Here is a 20,644-nt window from a genome sequence, read left to right as displayed (position 1 = left end):
TCAGACGAAACGGAGTTGTTGTGAAACTCTTTTCCAAAATCCCAAAGAAAAGTTGATAGATGGAATCTCTTAGGAAAAAAGAATCATCAGAGACATGGCTAAAAAATTTACGTTAGTGACTGGCGGAGCGGGGCTCATTGGTTCCCAAATCATCGAAGACTTAAATCATAATGGAAACACCGATATTCTTGTTGTGGACCATTTGGGTACAACTGACAAATGGAAAAACCTCCAAAGGAATTTTTTTACAGACTATTATGAAAAGGATCAGTTTGAATCGTTTTTAGATTCGGGCCATCCTTTGCTTTCGGAGATTTCCGAAATTTATCATTTAGGTGCTTGTTCTGCTACTACAGAAAAAGATGCAACTTACTTAATTCAGAATAACTTCCATTATACGAAAAAAATAGCTGAGTTGGCGATTGCCAAAAACATTCCTTTTTTATATGCTTCTAGTGCGGCTACGTATGGAGAAGGTGAGTTTGGCTATGATGACAAAGCACCCATTGAAAATCTAAAACCTCTGAATATGTATGGGTATTCCAAACATCTATTTGATTTGTATGCCAAAAAAACAAAAATCGCGGACAAACTCATTGGTCTCAAATATTTCAATGTATTTGGATATGGAGAAGCTCACAAGGGCGAGATGCGTAGCCTTGTTCTCAAAGGGTATGAACAAATCAGAGACACGGGAAAATTAAAACTCTTTAAGTCCTATAAACCCGAATACAAAGATGGCGAACAAAAACGAGATTTCCTTTATGTCAAAGATGCAAGTAAGATAAGCATCTATCTATTAAGTGAACGAAAATACGGTTTGTACAATGTAGGTCGGGGAATGGCGGAAACTTGGAATGACTTGGCGATTGCACTTTTTAAAGCCATGAATGCGCAAATCCAAATTGAATATGTGGAGATGCCTGAAACTCTCAAAGGCAAATACCAATATTATACCTGCGCAGACATGACAAAACTAACCAGTGTCGGTTATCCATTCGGTTTTACCAACCTTCAGGATTCCATCAGGGAATACGTTCGCCTCTTAGAACTAGAAGCGAAGTAATGTTTACTTTTTATACACTTTTACAATGGTTTGGATCAAGTCTTTAAACTTAGCATCTTTCAAACGATAGAACACTTGGTTGGAAGACTTTCTGGATTCCAAAATTCCATTGTTTTTCATTTTGCTTAAGTGTTGAGACGCTGCCGATTGACTTGTGCCAAGAAGTTCCACAAGTTGGCCAACGGTTTTTTCTTCTTTAGCTAAGGTGTAAAGGATGAGCAAACGAATAGGGTGGGCAATCCCTTGAATTCCTTTAATCGCTTGTTCCAATTGTTGTTTCGAAAGTTCTGTTTTTATTTTCATCGGTAAGGATTTCCGTTATATCCTTATGACGAATCGATACCCAAATTACCTACGAAAATTTTAATCTGGGTCAAAAAAATGACAATTAAATGAAAAAAATAAAATTGCCTTCTTTGCTGAAAAAGAAGGCAAATAGGCATTAATCGAAGTTAGATTCGAACTCCACCTGAGATTTCTAATACCACACCAGTAACCAGATCGTTCATGATGATAAACTCGGCAGTGGACGCAATTTCATCTGGTTCTCCAAGTCTTCCCACAGGGATGATGGACTTCCATTTTGCCAAAGCTTCTGGGTTCATATCTTTTAGAACCATTTCTGTTCCAATGAATCCAGGAGCAATCCCTGCCACACGGATTCCGAACTTCGCGAGTTCTTTTGACCAAGTGACAGTCATAGCGGCAACACCAGCCTTTGCTGCACTGTAATTGGTTTGTCCAGAATTACCATGCATGGCAATGGAGGCGATCGGGATGATGACTCCTTTTTTTTGTTCCACCATTTTAGCTGCGGCTTCTCTACCTGTTAAAAAGACACCGGTTAAGTTGACATCAATGACAGATTGCCATTGGTCGAGGCCCATTTTGCCTTTCACTTTTCCAGTTTCTTTGTCCACACGAATGAGAAGTCCGTCTCTTAAGATCCCTGCATTCAAAATGGCGACATCAAGGCTTCCTTGGAAAGCGGCCGCTTCTTCGATCAGACGAATGCTATCTTCTTCTTTTGCGACATTGGCAACAATACCAGTAGTTTTGATTCCTTCTTTTTGGAAGAGGGAGACCGTTTCGTCCAATTTATCTTTTTGGATGTCAGAGAGAATGATATTGGCACCCGACTTACCTAATCGGTAAGCCATTGCCTTTCCGAGTCCACCGGCAGATCCGGTGACGAGAATGTTTGCACCTTTTAATTCCATGTCCGTCAGTTTCAAAATGGGGAGTCACTAGGTCGATCCAAAACTGAGGTGAGTAAGGTAGTGTGAAAAACGAATTAGATTTCTGCTAGTTCTGCACTGCGAAAGGAAACATAATTGTCGTTAAATGGAATTTCCACTCGAGCAACTGTGCGATCTGGGTGAGTGATGATTCGAAATAAATTCGGATCTACCCCTTCGTTTTTCAGTAATATCATAATGAGGGCAATCCCAAGTCCTGCGCCTTCTGTGTTATCCATATTGTCCATATAGAATTCAGCGATATCATTATAACCCATGGACTTCTTCATTTTTTCGCGCATCCGCACTTCTTCAGTTTTGATGACGGGAGTATTGTTTGTGACTTCCACGAGGAGACCATCCAAACAGTAGTGGAATTTGATTTGGACATACACTCCACGAGCAAGGCAACGTTTTCCGTATTCATCCGCCATTTTCTCTGAGAACTTTTTGGAATACTCTTTGATCCCTTTGAAATAGTCGGATTCGTCTGTGATGTCGAGACCTTCGTCTTCAAAGAAAACTCGTTTTTGGTTGGCTTTGATTCCGTTGATGGTCAGTTCTTTGGAGATGGTATAAAGCATTTCTACAAATTGGGATTGTCCCACTTCGTTTAGGATATTTGTGATGAGGCCTAATACATATTGTTCGAGTTGGCGATTCATCCGTGAGGAACGGACGACGATCTTCGATTTTGACTTTACTAAATCGGGAATTTGTGCTTCTAATTCTACAAACGGTTTCGCCACGAATCATTCCTTACTGCGGGACTCTTTCCCACATGGTTCTATTATCGAACCGGGAAATCCACAACTAAAATCAGACAGGAATTTCACCATTTTTCCTGTTTTTTTACCATTTCCAGGAAATAAACTCATTTTCCATTGACCAATGAGCCTCATTTAAAATAGTGTAAAAAACCTAGCCTCGCTTGGAAACCCGCGCTTGGGTGGGAAACGTTTGCCCTCTTAGCTCAGTGGTAGAGCACTTCCATGGTAAGGAAGGGGTCGCCAGTTCAAGCCTGGTAGAGGGCTTGTTTAGGGCTGTAGTTTAATGGTAGAACTAGGATCTCCAAAGTCCTTGGTGGGAGTTCGATTCTCTCCAGCCCTGCCAACTACGGAATATAGAATTAGAGAACAGGACAAGGATCAATGAAAGCTACGAGTTTCATTCAGGAATGTAAAGCAGAACTTGAGAAAGTACATTGGCCTACGCGCCAAGAAGTAGTGAGTTCTACCGTTGTAGTCCTAGTTACAGTATTTATTTTTTCCCTATTTTTATCAGCTTCGGATTTTGTTTTCCTGAAACTGTTAAAGTGGTTCTGGGCATTAGGAACATAGGTAAAGTTAGTGGGCGATTCTTTAGATAAAAAATGGTATGTGCTTCAGACTTATTCCGGTCACGAGAATAAGGTGAAAACTAACATTGAAAAGATGGTCCAACAACAAAAGCTGGAAGACCAAATCTTTTCGGTGAAAATTCCTTCGATGGAAGTTGCCGAAATGAAAAACGGCAAAAAGAAGGTCACAAAGAAGAAATTGATGCCGGGTTATGTTCTCGTTGAGATGAACATGACAGATGACCTTCGATTTAAAATCCAAAACCTTCCTTCTGTATCTACCTTTGTAGGTGGAAAAGGAAAAGGTCCGGAACCTCTTTCACTTGATGAGATCAAAAATCTCTTTAGTGATGTAGGAAGTGTGGAATCGGAAGAAGTATCCCGACCACGTTTCCTCTTTAAAGTAGGCGAGACATTGAAAATTATAGATGGTCCGTTTGCAAATTTCACAGGGCTTGTAGATGAAATTTTTCCTGATAAGGGAAGGCTTCGTGTTCGAGTTGAAATTTTTGGAAGATCCACTCCGGTTGAGTTGGATTACCTCCAAGTAAAATCGGAACAATAGAACTGATAGATTGACTTTTAGTAAGGAACTTGAAACGAGATGGCTGCAAAGAAAGTAGTAAAACAAATTAAACTCCAAGTAGAAGCAGGGAAAGCAAACCCAGCTCCTCCGGTAGGTCCTGCACTTGGTCAGGCTGGCCTCAATATCATGGAATTTTGTAAACAGTTCAATGAAAGATCGAAAAACCAAATGGGTCTTAAACTCCCAGTGGTGATCACTGTTTATTCAGACAGAAGTTTCACTTTCGTCACTAAATCTCCTCCAGCAGCTCTTCTTGTCATGAAGGCACTTGGGATTCCTGGTGGATCCGCCACTCCTCACACTGTAAAAGTGGGAACAATCAAACGCGCACAACTAGAAGAAATTGCAAAAACGAAGATGGAAGACCTCAATGCAAACGATATGGAAGCGGCAGTGAAAATCATTGCTGGAACTTGTCGTTCCATGGGTGTTAACGTCGAGTAATCATTAAGAAACGGGAACCGAAGTCATGAAACGCGGCAAAAAGTACATCCAACTCAAAGAAAAAGTCGATCGCACAAAGGTTTATACCCTTGGTGAGGCAGTCGGTTTAGCGAAAGCGACCAGTTACTCAAAGTTCGATGGAACTTTAGAGATCTCGACTAAAATCAATTATAAATCTCTCCAAAACGTAAGAGGGACGATCTCTCTTCCACACGGAACTGGAAAAACAATTAAGGTTTTGGTTTTCTGCAAAGGAGACAAACAAAACGAAGCAAGAGAAGCTGGTGCTGATTTTGTTGGCGATATGGACCTCATTGAAAAAGTTTCTGGTGGATGGACTGATTTTGACGCTTGTGTGGCAACTCCTGATATGATGAAGGAAGTTGGTAAACTGGGTCCAGTTCTTGGTCGTAAAGGACTTATGCCAAAACCAAAGGCAGGAACTGTAACCACTGATGTATCTAAAGCAGTGAAAGAACTCAAAGCAGGTCGTATCGAGTATCGTCCTGACAAAGGGGGAGTGGTTCACTTAGGGGTAGGCAAATGTTCCTTCTCTGATGACAAACTTTCTGACAACATCAACGCTGTAGTAGCAGCACTTATGAAAGACAAACCTTCCGATGCGAAAGGTGATTACCTCAAGTCTTTCTCTGTTGCAGCAACTATGGGAATCGGCGTAAAAGTCGATGTAAAAGAACTAGTAAACGCGAACATATAACGAGTAAGAACAATGGCAAATCCATCTAAAATTGAAGCAGTAACAGAACTAAAGACTCGTTTGGAAAAACGACCTAACTTTATTTTAGCATCTTACAGCGGTTTAACTGTTGAAGATATGTCCAACCTTCGTGCGAAACTTCGCAAGGAAGGATCTGAGATGAAGGTGATTAAAAACAACCTATTCCTCAGAGCATTAAAAGAGTCTTCTGAACATAAAAACAACTCCATTGATTTTGGGGATGTTTACAAAGGACCACTTGCAGCTATTTTCTCTCTGGATGCACTTCCAGCAGTAGCAAAAGTTTGTAAGGACTTTGCAAAAGATAAGAAGGAACTCGAAATCAAAACCGGCTATATGGACGGTGAGGTTTTGGGTAAGTCTGGAGTAGAGGCGATTGCTGGACTTCCGTCCAAACAAGAACTTCTTGCGCAAGTGGCTCGTGGGATCAATGCTCCTGCAACGCAAATTGCTTCTGGAATCAATCAAATCATGGCATCATTGGCACGCGCCATCAATGCTGTAGCCGAGAAAAACGGCAATTAGTAATCATAGTGATTAGTAGGATAAGGAGAATATAGATGTCTGTTGACGCGCTATTAGAACAAATTGGAAGTCTTACATTAGTTCAGGCTGCTGACCTAGTGAAAAAGATGGAGGAGAAATTCGGGATTTCTGCTGCTGCACCGGTTGCGGTAGCGGCTGTTGCGGGTGCAGGTGGTGGCGCTGCTGCTGCTGAAGAACCAGCAACTTTCAATGTTATCTTGAAAGCACACGGTGACAAAAAGATCGACGTTATTAAACTCGTTCGCGAAATCACTGGTCTTGGATTAGCAGATGCGAAAACTCTTGTAGAAGCTGGTGGAAAATCAGTGAAAGAAGGGGTTTCTAAAGATGAAGCTGCTGATATTAAGAAAAAACTCGAAGGTGTTGGGGCTCAAGTAGAAGTTGCTGCTGCCGGTTAATCGGTTGCCAATTTTTAAACCCAGTCTTCAAAAACTTAGAGGCAGGGAGGCCGTAGGCGTCCCCACCTCTATTTTTTCGTTTATCATACCATCTATTATTTTGACGTCTCTAGGGAGAGTATTCCATGCATACCCGAATGCAAATTAGAAACCGGGTAAATTTCGGTAAAATTACCGACCTCAATTTACTTCCTAATCTTATCTACGTACAGAAAAAATCCTTTGATTGGTTTCTCCAGTCGGAAGTGAAAGATCCGACTAAACGTTTGAACCAAGGGTTAGAAGCGGTATTCCGCGAATCCTTCCCAATCGAATCACCAAACAACGATATGGTCATGGAATATGGCCATTACATCTTGGGGGAACCGAAACGTGATCCACAAGAGTGCAAAGACACTGATTCTTCTTATGCTGTTCCATTAAAAGCAGTCATCCGTCTCATCATCAAAGACACTGGAGAAATCCGGGAACAAAATGTCTATATGGGTGACCTTCCTGTGATGACCGATCACGGAACCTTCATCATCAATGGTGCAGAAAGGGTAGTGGTAAGTCAGTTACACAGATCTCCTGGTATTTTCTTTTCTTATGACCAAGCACGAGACACTTTTTCTGCGCGTGTGATTCCTTACCGAGGATCTTGGTTAGAATTTGAGATGGACAATAAGGGAATCCTTGTTGCCAAAATCGATCGTAAGAAAAAATTCCCAGCAACCCTTCTTGTGAAAGCAATGGGAATGGGAACAAACGAAGAAGTATTACGACTCTTCTACGGTTCTTCCAAAATGAAAATTGCGGGTGCGAATCCAAAAGACCTCAAACGTCTCATTGGTCGACGAACCATCGCTGATATCATCAACATGGAAACGGGCGAGGTTATGCTCGATGCTGGTTCCAAAATCAACGAAGACAATATCTCTATCCTTCGTGAGATGAAAGTAAAAGAAGTGGATGTCATTGAATTTCCAAAAGGAAAAGACAATCCAGTTCTCATCAACTGCCTTGAAAAAGACGGAGTCAACGACTACGAAGATGCGGTGAAAAAATTTCACACCATCATGCGTCCGGGTGAACCTTCTACGATTGAAAACGCAGAAGCAGAACTAAAAAGGCTCTTTTTCTCTCCTAAAACGTTTGATTTAGGAATCGTTGGCCGTTACAAAATCAATAGTAAATTTGAATTCAACAATCCAAAAGAATTTTCAAAAGCGGATGATCGTGTTTTAAGAAAACAAGACATCATTGAAACGGTTCGTTACCTAGTGATGCTTATGTCTGAGGCAGAAAACTACTACCCAGATGATATTGACCACTTAGGAAACAGAAGGATCCGTTCCGTGGGTGAGCTCATTGCCAACCAATTGAAACTTGGATTCTCTCGGGTAGAACGAGTCATCAAAGAAAGAATGACCGTACAAGAGCCGGAACAACAAACTCCGCAGCTTCTCATTTCCATCAAACCCATCACAGCTGTGATCAATGAGTTTTTTGGTTCTTCGCAACTGTCTCAGTTTATGGACCAAACCAATCCACTAGCGGAACTTACCCACAAACGTAGGTTAAACGCACTTGGACCTGGTGGTCTTTCTCGTGACCGCGCTGGTTTCGAAGTTCGTGACGTTCATTATTCTCACTATGGTCGTATGTGCCCAATTGAAACACCGGAAGGTCCAAACATTGGTCTCATTCTTTCCATGTCTAGTTTTGCAAGAGTCAACGATTATGGGTTCATTGAAACTCCATACCGCCTTGTGAAAAACGGAAAAGTCCAAAAACAAGTAGAATACCTCACTGCTGATAAGGAAGAATACCACTATATGGCGCAGTCGAATTCGACTGTGGATGAGAAGGGAGAATTTACTTCTAAACTCATTTCCACTCGCCATAGAGGGGACTTCCCTTTCCGTAGCCCATCCGAGATCCAATACATGGATCTTGCTCCTTTACAAGTAGTGTCTGTATCTACGGCCCTCATTCCATTTCTCGAACATGATGATGCGAACCGCGCTCTCATGGGTTCGAACATGCAACGCCAAGCGGTGCCACTTCTCACAGAAGAAGCACCTTTTGTGGGAACAGGAATGGAAGCTCGTGCGGCTTATGACGCAGGGGTTTGTATTGTTGCCAAAAAAGATGGTGTGGTTTCGAAAGTGGATGCTACAGGTGTTTGGATCAAAGAAGACCAATCCAAAGAGATTGTTCACTACCCACTCATCAAATTCAAAAAAACCAACCAAGGTACTTGTTTTAATCAAAAACCAAACGTATCGATGCTCCATACCACAACTGGTGGGAAAGTAAACAAAGTTTCCAAAGAACGGATCGAAGTCACAACTCCGAACGGGGAAAAGGAAATCCACGAGCTTGTCCTATCAGAAGAAGTTCAATTCCACGCTGTTGTCAAAGAAGGGCAAGAAGTAGGGGTTGGAGCTCCAGTAGCTGGACAAATCATCAAAGGGGAAAAATACGGAGAGTTTGGACAAATCCTGCAAAAGGGAACTGTTCTTGCAAACGGACCTTCCACTGACGCTGGTTATTTGGCTCTCGGACGTAACGTTCTTGTGGCATTTATGCCTTGGGAAGGTTACAACTTTGAGGATGCGATTTTAATTTCAGAACGAATCATCAAAGACGATGTTTTCTCTTCGATCCACATTGAAGAGTTCGAAATCCAAGCTCGGGAAACCAAACTCGGACAAGAACAAATCACTCGTGACATTCCAAACCTTTCGGACAAAGCGTTCCGTGATTTGGATGAGTCAGGTGTGATCCGTGTGGGTGCTGAAGTAAAACCTGGTGACATCCTTGTGGGTATGGTGACTCCTAAAGGGGAAACTGACCTCACTCCAGAATATAAATTATTACACTCCATCTTTGGAGAAAAGGCAAAAGAGGTAAGAGATTCCTCACTTCGTATGCCAAACGGTTTTGAAGGAACTGTGATCGATATCAAACGTTATTCCCGTGAAACTGGCGACGAACTCGCTGCTGGCGTGGAAGAAATGGTGAAAGTGTATGTTGCTCGTAAACGTAAACTCCTTGTGGGTGATAAGATGGCGGGTCGACACGGAAACAAAGGGGTCGTAGCACGTGTGATGGCACAAGAAGATATGCCATACATGGAAGACGGAACTCCAGTTGATATCGTTCTAAACCCTCTCGGTGTTCCTTCGCGTATGAACCTCGGTCAGATTTTTGAAACACAACTTGGTTTCGCTGCTAAAAAACTAGGGATCAATTTTGAAACCCCAGTTTTTGATGGAGCGTCAGAAGGTGATGTTCACGAATTCTGCCAAAAAGCAGGACTACCGGAAAACAGCAAATTTCAGTTATACGACGGAAGAACAGGTGAAAAATTCATCAACCAAGTTTTCTGCGGATACATTTACATGTTAAAACTGGCTCACTTGGTGGATGACAAAATCCATGCAAGGTCTACTGGACCTTACTCACTCGTAACGCAACAACCACTCGGTGGTAAGGCGCAGTTCGGGGGACAAAGGTTAGGAGAGATGGAAGTTTGGGCTCTAGAAGCGTATGGTGCATCACACACCTTACAAGAGTTACTCACGATTAAGTCAGACGATATGTTAGGACGTGCAAGAATTTACGAAGCGATTGTCAAAGGTATCCACTCGATTAAACCGGGTATCCCAGAGTCCTTCAACGTTCTTGTGCAGGAACTCCGAGGTCTAGCACTCGATATCATCATCAAAGACTCCGAAGGATTGGAAGTGGATATCTCTGATTACGAAGATGAATTCTCGAAAAACAAAAAGAAAATCAAATTCGAGACCATTGAAAACGTTTAGGGAAGGGAAAAAGTATGAGAAATTACAATAGTTTTGAATCGATTACGATCCGTTTGGCATCACCCGAACGGATCAAAGAGTGGTCGTTTGGGGAAGTCAAAAAACCTGAAACGATCAACTACCGTACCCTAAAACCAGAACGAGACGGTCTTTTCTGCGAAAAAATCTTCGGAACCACAAAGGATTGGGAATGTTACTGCGGTAAATTTAAATCCATCCGTTATAAGGGTGTGGTTTGCGACAAATGTGGAGTTGAGGTAACTCACTCCAAAGTGCGTCGTGAGAGAATGGGGCATATTGAACTTGCGGCTCCTGTTTCGCACATTTGGTACTATCGTTCGGTTCCATCTCGTATGGGACTCCTTCTCGACATGACGATCAACCAACTCAAAAGTGTTCTTTACTTTGAGAAGTATGTGATCATTGACCCAGCTGATTCCGGAAGGAACAGAGGGGAACTCATCGATGAAGATGAATACCACAATTATTTAGATGAATACGGTGATAAGTTTATCGCAGGAATCGGTGGGGATGCCATCAAAGAACTTCTCGCACGCATTGATGTGGACGCAGAAGCTCGTGTGATCCGCCAAAAGATCCAAGATAAAAACAAAATCTCTGACAAACGTATTTTTAAACGCCTCGAAGTTCTCGAAGCATTTCGTGATTCAGGTAACCGTCCTGAGTGGATGGTTCTGGATGTGGTTCCGGTCATCCCACCAGAGCTTCGTCCCATGGTGCAATTAGAGGGGGGACGTTTTGCCACTTCCGACCTCAATGATTTGTATCGCCGTGTGATCAACCGTAACAATCGACTCAAACGTCTTCTTGCCCTCAAAGCTCCTGAGATCATTGTTCGTAACGAAAAACGTATGTTACAAGAAGCAGTAGATGCTCTTTTTGATAACAGCCGTCGCAAACGAACTGTGAAAGGAAAAGGAAATCGTCCGCTTAAATCGATCTCCGATATGCTCAAAGGAAAACAAGGTCGGTTCCGCCAAAACCTACTCGGAAAACGGGTAGATTATTCTGGTCGTTCCGTAATCGTCGTTGGTCCAGAACTCAAATACCACCAAATGGGTCTTCCGAAAAAAATGGCTTTGGAACTTTTCAAACCGTTCATTATGAAACGCCTTGTGGATTTGGAATTAGCACCAAACATTAAATCTGCGAAGAAAAAAATCGAAGCAGAAGACAAAGAAGTTTTTGATGTATTGGAAACAGTTGTGAAAGAACACCCAGTTCTTCTAAACCGTGCTCCTACACTTCACAGACTTGGAATCCAAGCATTTTTACCAGTCCTTGTAGAAGGAAAGGCGATCAAACTCCACCCACTCGTATGTCACGCGTTTAACGCCGACTTCGACGGGGACCAAATGGCCATTCACGTTCCACTTGCTCCAAAGGCACAGCTCGAAACTTGGATGCTTATGTTATCACCGCATAACATCTTAAACCCTGCAAACGGACAACCGATCTGCGGACCAACACAAGACATCGTTCTTGGAATTTATTACCTCACTTCCGAAGTAAAAGACGGAAAAGGGGAAGGTAAATTCTTCACGGGTCTCGAAGAAGTGATGTATGCGATTGAAACCAAAACAGTTGAAATTCGCTCTAAAATTTCCGTTCTACACGAAGGGAAAATCATCGAAACCACACCTGGACGACTGATCTTTAACCAAGTGATGCCAAAAGGGTATGTGTATATCAACAGAACCCTCGGTGATAAAGAAACAAACAAAATCATTGCAGACGTATACGAGAAGTTTGGACCAGGGATCACGGTTGTGATGCTGGATGAAATCAAACGACTTGGTTACCGTTACGCGACTGTATTTGCTCCTACAATCTCCATTGATGACATCCGAGTTTCTCCTCAAAAAGAAGGTCTCGTGAATGATGCCAACAAAGAAGTAGAAAAAGCCGATATGGAGTATCGTAAAGGTATCATTACCAACGAAGAACGTCGTAAAAAAGTAATCGAAATTTGGACCAAAACCAATGACCGCATTACAGAAGGGATGTTTAAGGAACTCGAAAAAGACCAAGCGGGGTTTAACCCGGTTTACGTCATGGCAGCTTCTGGTGCTCGCGGATCGAAACAACAGATTCGTCAGCTTGCTGGGATGCGGGGCCTTATGGCGAAACCGTCTGGGGAAATCATCGAACTTGCGATTCGTTCGAACTTCCGTGAAGGTCTCGGGGTATTAGAATTTTTTATCTCTACACATGGTGCGAGAAAGGGTCTTGCGGATACAGCGTTAAAAACTGCCGATGCCGGTTACCTCACTCGTCGTCTCGTGGATATTTCACAAGACGTGATCGTATCCGAAGATGATTGCGGAACCAAAGCAAACATCACACTCGGAATCGTAAAAGAAGGGGAAAATGTAATCGTTTCTCTTGCGGACAGAGTGTTCGGCCGTTACACAGCTGAAGACCTTGTGGACCCTGTGACAGAAAAAGTGGTATTTCCAAAAGATACTCTCATTACAAGAGCTCTTGGCCAACAGATTGAAAACCTTGGTTACGATAAAATCAAAGTAAGATCTCCACTCACTTGCCGTTCACGCCACGGTATTTGTACAAAATGTTACGGTATGGACATGGCTCGCCTTGTGCCTGCTGAGATTGGGGAAGCAGTGGGAACCATTGCGGCTCAGTCCATCGGGCAACCAGGAACACAGCTTACGATGAGAACCTTCCACGTAGGTGGTGCGGCATCTGCTACCATTTCCGAAAGAGAACATAAAGTTCCTTATCGCTCGATTGTAAAATCTATTAACGGTCGTCTTGTGACAAACGCAAACTCTGCAAAAGTATTTGCTCGTCGCGGAACCATCATCGTAAACCGACTCATCCAAGAGTTCAACACGGAGTCTTTATCCAGTGTGCGAATCGTGGATGGACAACGTCTTGAAAAAGGGGAAGTGTTTGCAACACAAGTGGGTGATTCCACGGAACAACGAATCACTTCTGACCAAGCAGGTGTTGTTTCCCTAGTCGGAACAACGCTTCGGATTCTTGGGGATGACATTGTCATTCCAGTCAAAATCGGAACCATCTTAAAAGTAGAAGAAGGCCAAATCGTTGAGGAAAACAAAGCTCTCGCTGAGTTTGACCCTTTTAACGAAGTGGCTGTTTCCGAAACGGGTGGAACGATTCAATGGGAAGATTTAGAAATCGGTAAAAACGTTCGTCGTGACGTAGATCCTAAAACTTCCAATATCATTTTAAAAGTTGTAGAACAAAAGAAAGACCGTCTCGTTCCGAAAGTCATCGTTGGATCGGATGAATATTCTGTTCCTGTGGATGCACTTCTCCAATTCCAAAATGGAGACAAAGTAAGAGAAGGGGATATCATTTTCAAAATCCCATCGGTTGCTGAAAAAACTCGTGATATCACGGGTGGTCTTCCAAGGGTAGATGAACTTTTCGAAGCACGTCGTCCGAAAGATGCCTGCACACTTGCTGAAATTGACGGAAAGATCGAAGACAAAGGGGAAATCGTAAAAGAAAAACGAATTCTCTACATCATTCCTGAAACGGCAGAACAAGAAAAAGTAAAAGTAGCAATCCCTGTTGGTAAACAAATTCGTGTTCGCCAAGGTGACTTCGTGAAACGAGGAGATCAGTTAGATGAAGGAAACTTTGATCCGCATGATATCCTTGCGATCAAAGGACCAAATGCCCTTCACGAGTATTTGGTTTCAGAAGTTCAGGAAGTATACCGTCTGCAAGGGGTTCATATCAATGATAAACACATCGAAGTTGTGGTTCGATCCATGCTTCGTAAGGTAATCATCACTGATAGTGGGGACACTTCGTTTGTGAACCAACAACAAGTAGATAAATTCCTCTTTGATGAAGAAAACGACCGTGTGGAAAAAGAGGGGGGATCTCCTGCACAAGGAACTCCGGTGTTACTTGGTCTTACCAAAGCATCCCTCAACACAGAGTCTTATTTCTCTGCAGCTTCCTTCCAAGAAACTACAAAGGTTCTAACGGATGCGGCCATCAAAGGAAAAACAGACAATCTGATGGGACTCAAAGAAAACGTCATCATTGGTCACATGATTCCTGCGGGAACAGGTATGAAAAAATACCGTGACATTGAAGTTTTCAAAGACCTTCCAGGAGACTTAGATTGGGATCTTGATACGGAAGAAGAGGAAGAAGAAATTTCTGAACTTTCAGAATCTGCTCCCGTTTCCACTGCCACTCTTTCAAGACTTGTGGCAGAGGAAGATGAAGACGAAGATGAATTGGAAGAAGAATCGGACGACTCAGATGATGAGGACGATGACGATTAGTCGAAAGTAGTATTTTCTAGAAATCATCCAATTTGGATGGTTTCTAGGGACAAAAATCATGTTTTCGTTTACAAAATGTCCCTATCTGGAATTTTGGACGAAAACGTCATTATTTTTTTAAATAGAGAAGTAGAAGAAGGAATCGAATGCCTACAATTAACCAGCTCATCCGTATTGGAAGAGAAGACCAAAAGAAAAGAACTAAATCTCCCGCTTTAAAGGCATGCCCACAAAGACGTGGAGTTTGCACAAGAGTAATGACTTTCACTCCTAAAAAACCAAACTCCGCGCTCCGTAAAGTAGCAAGGGTTCGTTTGACAACTGGGATTGAAGTGACTGCTTATATTCCTGGTGAAGGCCATAACCTCCAAGAACACAACGTGGTTCTTATCCGTGGGGGAAGGGTAAAAGACTTACCAGGGGTTCGTTATCATATCATTCGTGGAACACTGGATACACTCGGTGTGGACAAACGTCGCAAAGGACGTTCTAAATACGGCGCGAAGCGTCCTAAAGCGTAATCGGAGAAAGGTATATGTCTAGAAGAAGAGGAAAAGTTGAACCGCGCCACATCGAAGGCGATCCAAAATACAACGACAAAGTGATTTCTAAGTTTATCAACTGCCTAATGGTAGATGGTAAAAAAAGTGTCGCTGAAGCAGTGTTTTACGATGCATTAGAAGTCATTGCGAAAAAAACAGGACAAGATCCTTTTGCTGTTTTCCAAGAAGCATTGGAAAATGCAAAACCACAAGTGGAAGTAAAATCCCGCCGAGTGGGTGGTGTCACTTACCAAGTACCAATCGAAGTTCGTCCAGAAAGACGTCTTGCACTTGGAATCAGATGGCTGATTAAATATAGCCGTGGCAGAAACGAAAAATCTATGAAAAACAAATTGGCTGCAGAATTCATGGAAGCACAAAAAGGCACAGGATCTGCGATTAAGAAAAAAGAAGACATCAGAAAGATGGCAGATGCCAACAAGGCATTCTCTCACTACCGCTGGTAATCCCTTTTATTCGATTCCAAACATTGATAAGCCAGGTTTGATACCTGGCTTTTTTATTTTTACACTCATCCCATAAACCATGATTTACCGCACAGTTGGCATTTTTGCTCATATCGATTCTGGGAAAACTACCCTCACCGAACGAATCTTATTCGAAGCAGGAAAAATTTCGGCGATTGGAACCATTGAAGATGGAAACACCGAGTCGGACCAACTCCAAGAAGAAATTGAACGAGGGATCTCCATTCGAACAACCTTCCACGCAGTTCCTTGGAAGACTCAGTTTGGATCCTTTGAAATCCAACTGATCGACACTCCAGGTCATATTGATTTTCGAAACCAAGTCACTGATTTACTGCCTGCTATGGAAACAGCGATTGTGATTTTGGAAGCAGGGACCGTTGTGCAATCGCAAGCAAGGTTAGTGATTGAAGAATTACGAAAGGCAAATGTTCCCATTGTATTTTTTATCAATAAACTAGACAGGTTTGAAGAAGAATACTTAGACACTCTTGTTTCCTTGGAAGAGATTTTACAAGTCCCACCCGTTTCCTTGTTCCAAAAAGGGAAGACTGGAGATTGGGAATATTACTTAGAAAACGAAGAGAGATTTTCTAAAACAACCAAAGAAGAAATTCTTTCCTTTGATGAAGAATCTCTCTTACAGTATTGGAAGGAAGAAACGGAATCTTCGAACCTATCGGAACAAGCCTTACAGAAGGGGACAGGAGAAGGCAAACTGTATCCCGTGTATGGCGGATCTGCCAAAACGGGAGTAGGGGTAAAAGAGTTATTAGATTTGGTTTTATGGACAAATCCTAAGGAAATCAAGACTTCCTCCCTTTCCCCATTTCTCGTGCTTTCCAGGCGAACTGATCCGGAAAAGGGTCGTTATGCGGTGGTGTATCCTACTGCGTCTATGACCACCAATGAGGCATTCCAAATCATCACCGAAGGGGATCCTTTGTTGGCAAAAGTTGGGGAGGAAGGTCTTTCTTATGTTGACCCCGAAACTTGGGAACCTCAAGGGAATCTCACCAAAGGAAAGTTAGGTTATTTACTTACTAACGAAATCCTGGAAATGGAACCAGGAAAACCAGTGCAGAAATTGGGACTTATGCCACACGGATCAGAGCTCAAAGTAAGTGAAGGGTCACTCAGTCCCTTTTCTGTGGTCTTAGAGCCAGACGTCAGTTCCGAGAAAGAATTTTGGTTATGTCGCTTACAGGAACTCGTTTGGGAAGACCCTGGATACCAACTGGAACTCCGTGAGGAAACAGGACAAATTGTCCTATTTGGGCGAGGGGAACTCCATTTAGAAATTGGGATCCGGCGAATTTCCGAAAAAACGGAAAAAAAACTGAACTTTAGTTCGATAAACATTGCCAAATTAGAGCTTTTTAAAAAAATGTCTCATAAGGTTGCCCTAGAGCATCGTGCCTTTGAAGACCAAAAGTCAAGCGGCGCGCTCATCGCAGTCCTGGAAGATACTGCCGATTTTTCGAAGCATATTGCCTTCGAGGTAAGTCTTCCGGAAGAAGTAAAACATTCGATAGAAACGTCCTTTTTGGAAGCCTGCTTACACGGGTTTTACGGTGAGGAAGTTTGTGGTCTAAAACTAAGAGTCCTCTCCTATGAGATGCCTCCTGGTGATTTACAAACCACTCTCACCTTACTCAAAGTAGCGATACTTGCAGGAGTGAAGGAATGTTTTCCGTCAAACACATATTTGGTTGGTCCCCTCACTGAGATCGAAGTGATGGTAGACGCAAACCATTTGGGTGTAGTTCTTTCTGATCTAAGTCGCAGGAACGCAAAGGTGGTGTCCATCTTTGAGGCTGTGGCAGGGAAGAGTCACTTAAAAGCCAATGCATCGGCAGAAAACCTGCTTGGCTTTTCAGGGGCTCTTAGAAACATGACCAAAGGGATTGGCATTTCTTGGGAAAGGACTGCTTTTACCTCTGAATTTTATGCAGTTCTAAAGGAGTAAAGAACCGAATATCGGGTCTTGCACCACGATTGAGGAGTAGATTCTAACAATGGCTAAAGAAAAATTTGACCGTTCAAAACCACACTTAAACATCGGAACAATTGGTCACGTTGACCACGGTAAAACTACGCTAACAGCAGCAATCACAACAACGCTTGCGAAGTTAGTTGGTGGAAAAAACAAAGCGATTGCTTACGACCAAATCGACAACGCGCCAGAAGAAAAGGCTCGTGGGATTACTATTGCAACGTCTCACCAGGAATATGAAACTCCTAACCGTCACTATGCACACGTAGATTGTCCAGGTCACGCGGACTATGTTAAAAACATGATTACTGGTGCTGCTCAGATGGATGCTGCGATTCTTGTAGTTTCTGCAACTGACGGTGCTATGCCTCAAACCAAAGAACACATCCTTCTTGCTCGCCAAGTTGGTGTTCCTTACATCGTTGTTTATCTCAACAAAGCAGACATGTTAGCTGCTGATGAAAGAGAAGACATGATTGAGATGGTTAAAGAGGAAATCAAAGACCTTCTTAACAAATACAACTTCCCTGGTGATAAAACACCTTTCATTTCCGGATCTGCATTAAAAGCACTAGAAGGTGAAGATTCTGACCTAGGTATGAAATCCATTTTGAAACTTATGGAAGCAGTTGATACTTACGTTCCAAACCCTACACGTGTTGTTGATAAACCTTTCCTAATGCCAGTAGAGGACGTATTCTCTATCACTGGTCGTGGAACTGTTGCAACAGGTCGTGTTGAGCAAGGAGTTCTTAAGATCAACGATGAGATCGAGATCGTTGGTATTCGTGATACATCTAAATCAGTTGTTACTGGTATTGAGATGTTCCGTAAACTACTCGACCAAGCAGAAGCAGGGGACAACATTGGTGCTCTTCTTCGCGGAACGAAAAAAGAAGACATCGAAAGAGGTCAAGTTCTCGCGAAACCGGGTACAATTACTCCACACAGAAAATTTAAAGCAGAAGTTTACGTCCTTACAAAAGATGAAGGTGGACGTCACACTCCATTCTTTAATAACTATCGCCCACAATTCTACTTCAGAACTACAGACATTACTGGTGTTTGTAACCTTCCTGGTGGAATGGAGATGGTTATGCCAGGTGATAACGTTACGATGTCAATCGAACTTATCCACCCAATTGCTATGGACCAAGGTTTGAAGTTCGCTATCCGTGAGGGTGGAAGAACGATTGGTTCTGGTGTTGTTGCGGAGATCGTTGAGTAATCGCAATGGCTGGACAAAGAATTCGCGTTAAGTTAAAAGCTTTCGATCATCGGTTGATTGACCAATCAACCTTTGAGATCGTTGCAACTGCGAAAAGGACTGGAGCTACTGTCTCCGGTCCTATCCCACTTCCAACGAAAAAAGAAATCTACACGGTATTACGTTCTCCGCACGTGAATAAAAAAGCTAGAGAACAATTTGAAATGAGAACTCATAAGAGACTCATCGATATTTTAAATACGAATGAAGATACGGTAGAAGCCCTGATGAAGCTTCAACTCCCTGCTGGAGTTTCCGTAGATATTAAATCCTAAGGATAGGATCCATGGCTAAAGGTTTAATCGGCGAAAAATTGGGCATGGCCCACATATTCAATAACGACGGTAAGATGGTAACTGTTACTGTTTTACGCGTGGGTCCTTGTTTTGTGTCCCAGGTAAAAACTGCTGCGAATGATGGCTACGAAGCTGTTCAATTAGCATTTGGTGATGCCAAAGAAAAACACTTAACAAAGGCCGAAGTTGGACATATCAAAAAAGCGAATATCGCATCTCCTAAAAAAACTTTGGTTGAGTTCAAAGGTTTTGAAGAAGTGGCAGTGGGTTCAGAAGTGAAACTCGCAGATGTTTTTGCATTGAATGATACAGTAAAAGTGACCGGAACTTCTAAAGGGAAGGGAACACAAGGTGTTGTAAAACGCCATGGTTTTGCTGGTGGTCCTGCTGGGCACGGTTCTCGTTTCCAAAGACACCCTGGTTCGATTGGATCGAACACAACTCCTGGACGTGTGTTCAAGGGTTTGAAGATGGGTGGAAGAATGGGTTCTGAGCAGACAACTGTTCGAAACCTGAAAGTAGTAAAAATTGATGCAGATGCTAACTTAGTATTTGTATCCGGTCCGGTTCCAGGAAGGGAACGTGGTATCGTTACGATAGAAAAAATCGGATAGATAGGTAGAACATGAAAGCGCGTAAATACAATAAAGAAGGCGTATTCGTAAGCGAAGTTGAACTTCCGGCAGAATTATTTGCTACCGGCATTTCGCTTGGAGCCATCTATGATGCGGTTAAAGCTGAAAATGCGAACAACAGACAAGGAACACATTCTACTAAAGATCGTTCCGAAGTTCGCGGTGGGGGAATCAAACCTTGGGCTCAAAAAGGAACTGGTCGTGCAAGACAAGGATCCATCAGAGCTCCACATTTCGTTGGTGGTGGTATCATTCATGGACCAAAACCAAGAGATTATTCCTCTAACTTGTCACGCAGCGTTAAGAAGAAAGCTGTTCTCTCCATCCTTAACAAAAAGGCTGAAGAAAATAGAATCGCGATCATAGAAGACGTAGAACCTTCTTCTTACTCCACAAAGTCCATCTACAACATTTTGAAGAATATGGACATTGCAGAGAAGGGTAACGTGGGATTTGTAGTAGCTGGTGAAAACCAATTCCTAAAAAGATCCACTCGCAATATAGAGAACCTCAAATATGTGAACAGCAAACGTGTCGTTTGCCGAGACATCCTCTATAATAACAATTTAGTAATCTCTGAAAGCGCTTTAAAAGAGCTTCAGGCTCAGTATTCTAAGAAAGGATAAGACAGTGAACCTAGAGAATGTAATCTTATCACCAGTTGTTACAGAAAAGTCGCAAGACCTGCAAACAATTGGAGAACGTATGGGAAAAAGAACTGTCAAGTATACGTTCAAAGTCCACCCGGATGCGAACAAAACTTTGATCAAACAAGCCCTGAAACAAATGTATAACGTCGTTCCGACTGCTGTAAACGTAGCCGTTTACCGTGGAAAGATGAAACGTTTTAGAAACATGCCGTCCCCAAGACCTCACTACAAAAAAGCTGTAGTGACTTTCGCTGACGGAGCAAATTTGGATTTTGCTAAGGTTTAA

20 protein-coding genes and 2 tRNA genes are annotated in these 20,644 nt (G+C 42.6%); 19 read left to right on the top strand and 3 right to left on the bottom strand.

Translation table 11 applies throughout. The features are described 5' to 3' along the window. Nucleotides 1-94 precede the first annotated feature (94 nt). On the top strand, nucleotides 95-1,066 hold the full coding sequence (gene rfaD, locus EHQ59_RS00950) for an ADP-glyceromanno-heptose 6-epimerase (protein ID WP_135617286.1): 972 nt from the start codon (nucleotides 95-97) through the stop codon (nucleotides 1,064-1,066). Nucleotides 1,067-1,069: 3 nt separating this feature from the next. Here rfaD and EHQ59_RS00945 read toward each other — a convergent pair whose 3' ends face one another. The 3 genes from EHQ59_RS00945 to EHQ59_RS00935 form a co-directional block, all read right to left on the bottom strand. Further along, the gene (locus tag EHQ59_RS00945; RefSeq protein WP_012388953.1) at nucleotides 1,070-1,369 is read right to left on the bottom strand and encodes an ArsR/SmtB family transcription factor; all 300 of its coding nucleotides are present in this window, start codon (nucleotides 1,367-1,369) and stop codon (nucleotides 1,070-1,072) included. Nucleotides 1,370-1,518: 149 nt separating this feature from the next. After that, complete coding sequence (locus EHQ59_RS00940) at nucleotides 1,519-2,286, bottom strand: SDR family NAD(P)-dependent oxidoreductase (RefSeq protein WP_108958613.1); 768 nt, start codon at nucleotides 2,284-2,286, stop codon at nucleotides 1,519-1,521. 74 nt (nucleotides 2,287-2,360) lie between these two features. After that, nucleotides 2,361-3,053 carry a histidine kinase gene (locus EHQ59_RS00935; RefSeq protein ID WP_135617285.1) on the bottom strand — a complete coding sequence of 231 codons (693 nt, stop codon included), beginning with the start codon at nucleotides 3,051-3,053 and terminating at the stop codon, nucleotides 2,361-2,363. A 213-nt stretch (nucleotides 3,054-3,266) separates the two neighbouring features. On the opposite strand from EHQ59_RS00935, the gene EHQ59_RS00930 reads away from it, so the two are divergent. The 18 genes from EHQ59_RS00930 to EHQ59_RS00845 all read left to right on the top strand — a co-directional run bounded on the left by EHQ59_RS00930 (nucleotide 3,267) and on the right by EHQ59_RS00845 (nucleotide 20,644). Continuing rightward, a tRNA-Thr gene (locus EHQ59_RS00930) sits at nucleotides 3,267-3,338 on the top strand. A 5-nt stretch (nucleotides 3,339-3,343) separates the two neighbouring features. Then, a tRNA-Trp gene (locus EHQ59_RS00925) sits at nucleotides 3,344-3,417 on the top strand. Nucleotides 3,418-3,455: 38 nt separating this feature from the next. Then, nucleotides 3,456-3,644 carry a preprotein translocase subunit SecE gene (gene secE / locus EHQ59_RS00920; RefSeq protein WP_002973751.1) on the top strand — a complete coding sequence of 63 codons (189 nt, stop codon included), beginning with the start codon at nucleotides 3,456-3,458 and terminating at the stop codon, nucleotides 3,642-3,644. 9 nt (nucleotides 3,645-3,653) lie between these two features. Continuing rightward, nucleotides 3,654-4,208, top strand: a complete 555-nt coding sequence (gene nusG / locus EHQ59_RS00915; RefSeq protein ID WP_004783847.1) for a transcription termination/antitermination protein NusG — start codon at nucleotides 3,654-3,656, stop codon at nucleotides 4,206-4,208. 39 nt (nucleotides 4,209-4,247) lie between these two features. Further along, on the top strand, nucleotides 4,248-4,673 hold the full coding sequence (gene rplK / locus EHQ59_RS00910; RefSeq protein ID WP_135617284.1) for a 50S ribosomal protein L11: 426 nt from the start codon (nucleotides 4,248-4,250) through the stop codon (nucleotides 4,671-4,673). A gap of 25 nt (nucleotides 4,674-4,698) precedes the next feature. After that, complete coding sequence (gene rplA / locus EHQ59_RS00905; RefSeq protein WP_015678195.1) at nucleotides 4,699-5,391, top strand: 50S ribosomal protein L1; 693 nt, start codon at nucleotides 4,699-4,701, stop codon at nucleotides 5,389-5,391. Nucleotides 5,392-5,403: 12 nt separating this feature from the next. Further along, nucleotides 5,404-5,937 carry a 50S ribosomal protein L10 gene (gene rplJ, locus EHQ59_RS00900; RefSeq protein ID WP_012388947.1) on the top strand — a complete coding sequence of 178 codons (534 nt, stop codon included), beginning with the start codon at nucleotides 5,404-5,406 and terminating at the stop codon, nucleotides 5,935-5,937. Nucleotides 5,938-5,972: 35 nt separating this feature from the next. Then, nucleotides 5,973-6,356: a 50S ribosomal protein L7/L12 gene (gene rplL, locus EHQ59_RS00895; RefSeq protein ID WP_012388946.1), complete on the top strand. Its 384-nt coding sequence runs from the start codon at nucleotides 5,973-5,975 to the stop codon at nucleotides 6,354-6,356. A gap of 125 nt (nucleotides 6,357-6,481) precedes the next feature. Beyond that, nucleotides 6,482-10,168, top strand: coding sequence for a DNA-directed RNA polymerase subunit beta (rpoB, locus tag EHQ59_RS00890; protein WP_135617283.1), 3,687 nt, complete (start codon nucleotides 6,482-6,484; stop codon nucleotides 10,166-10,168). 14 nt (nucleotides 10,169-10,182) lie between these two features. Next, nucleotides 10,183-14,484 (top strand): DNA-directed RNA polymerase subunit beta', encoded by a 4,302-nt coding sequence (gene rpoC, locus EHQ59_RS00885; protein ID WP_135617282.1) that lies wholly within the window; start codon nucleotides 10,183-10,185, stop codon nucleotides 14,482-14,484. A 146-nt stretch (nucleotides 14,485-14,630) separates the two neighbouring features. Beyond that, nucleotides 14,631-15,005 carry a 30S ribosomal protein S12 gene (rpsL, locus tag EHQ59_RS00880; protein ID WP_004783543.1) on the top strand — a complete coding sequence of 125 codons (375 nt, stop codon included), beginning with the start codon at nucleotides 14,631-14,633 and terminating at the stop codon, nucleotides 15,003-15,005. A gap of 14 nt (nucleotides 15,006-15,019) precedes the next feature. After that, on the top strand, nucleotides 15,020-15,493 hold the full coding sequence (gene rpsG, locus EHQ59_RS00875) for a 30S ribosomal protein S7 (RefSeq protein WP_015678186.1): 474 nt from the start codon (nucleotides 15,020-15,022) through the stop codon (nucleotides 15,491-15,493). A 79-nt stretch (nucleotides 15,494-15,572) separates the two neighbouring features. Then, entirely contained in the window at nucleotides 15,573-17,483 is a 1,911-nt protein-coding gene (locus EHQ59_RS00870; RefSeq protein ID WP_135617281.1) for an elongation factor G-like protein, read from the top strand. A gap of 49 nt (nucleotides 17,484-17,532) precedes the next feature. Next, complete coding sequence (gene tuf / locus EHQ59_RS00865; RefSeq protein ID WP_108958618.1) at nucleotides 17,533-18,738, top strand: elongation factor Tu; 1,206 nt, start codon at nucleotides 17,533-17,535, stop codon at nucleotides 18,736-18,738. 5 nt (nucleotides 18,739-18,743) lie between these two features. Next, nucleotides 18,744-19,052: a 30S ribosomal protein S10 gene (gene rpsJ / locus EHQ59_RS00860; RefSeq protein ID WP_002974412.1), complete on the top strand. Its 309-nt coding sequence runs from the start codon at nucleotides 18,744-18,746 to the stop codon at nucleotides 19,050-19,052. Between the two features lie 11 nt (nucleotides 19,053-19,063). After that, nucleotides 19,064-19,687, top strand: coding sequence for a 50S ribosomal protein L3 (gene rplC / locus EHQ59_RS00855; RefSeq protein ID WP_135617280.1), 624 nt, complete (start codon nucleotides 19,064-19,066; stop codon nucleotides 19,685-19,687). Nucleotides 19,688-19,698: 11 nt separating this feature from the next. Next, a complete protein-coding gene (gene rplD, locus EHQ59_RS00850; protein WP_100727889.1) occupies nucleotides 19,699-20,334 on the top strand; it encodes a 50S ribosomal protein L4 in 636 nt (211 codons plus the stop codon). A gap of 4 nt (nucleotides 20,335-20,338) precedes the next feature. Further along, nucleotides 20,339-20,644 carry a 50S ribosomal protein L23 gene (locus EHQ59_RS00845; protein ID WP_002973792.1) on the top strand — a complete coding sequence of 102 codons (306 nt, stop codon included), beginning with the start codon at nucleotides 20,339-20,341 and terminating at the stop codon, nucleotides 20,642-20,644.

The sequence above is a fragment of the Leptospira kemamanensis genome (assembly GCF_004769665.1).
In the GTDB taxonomy this organism is placed as follows: Bacteria; Spirochaetota; Leptospiria; order Leptospirales; family Leptospiraceae; genus Leptospira_A; species Leptospira_A kemamanensis.
The sequence above is the reverse complement of the archived record's forward strand: the minus strand, read 5'-3'. Positions and strand labels throughout refer to the sequence as shown.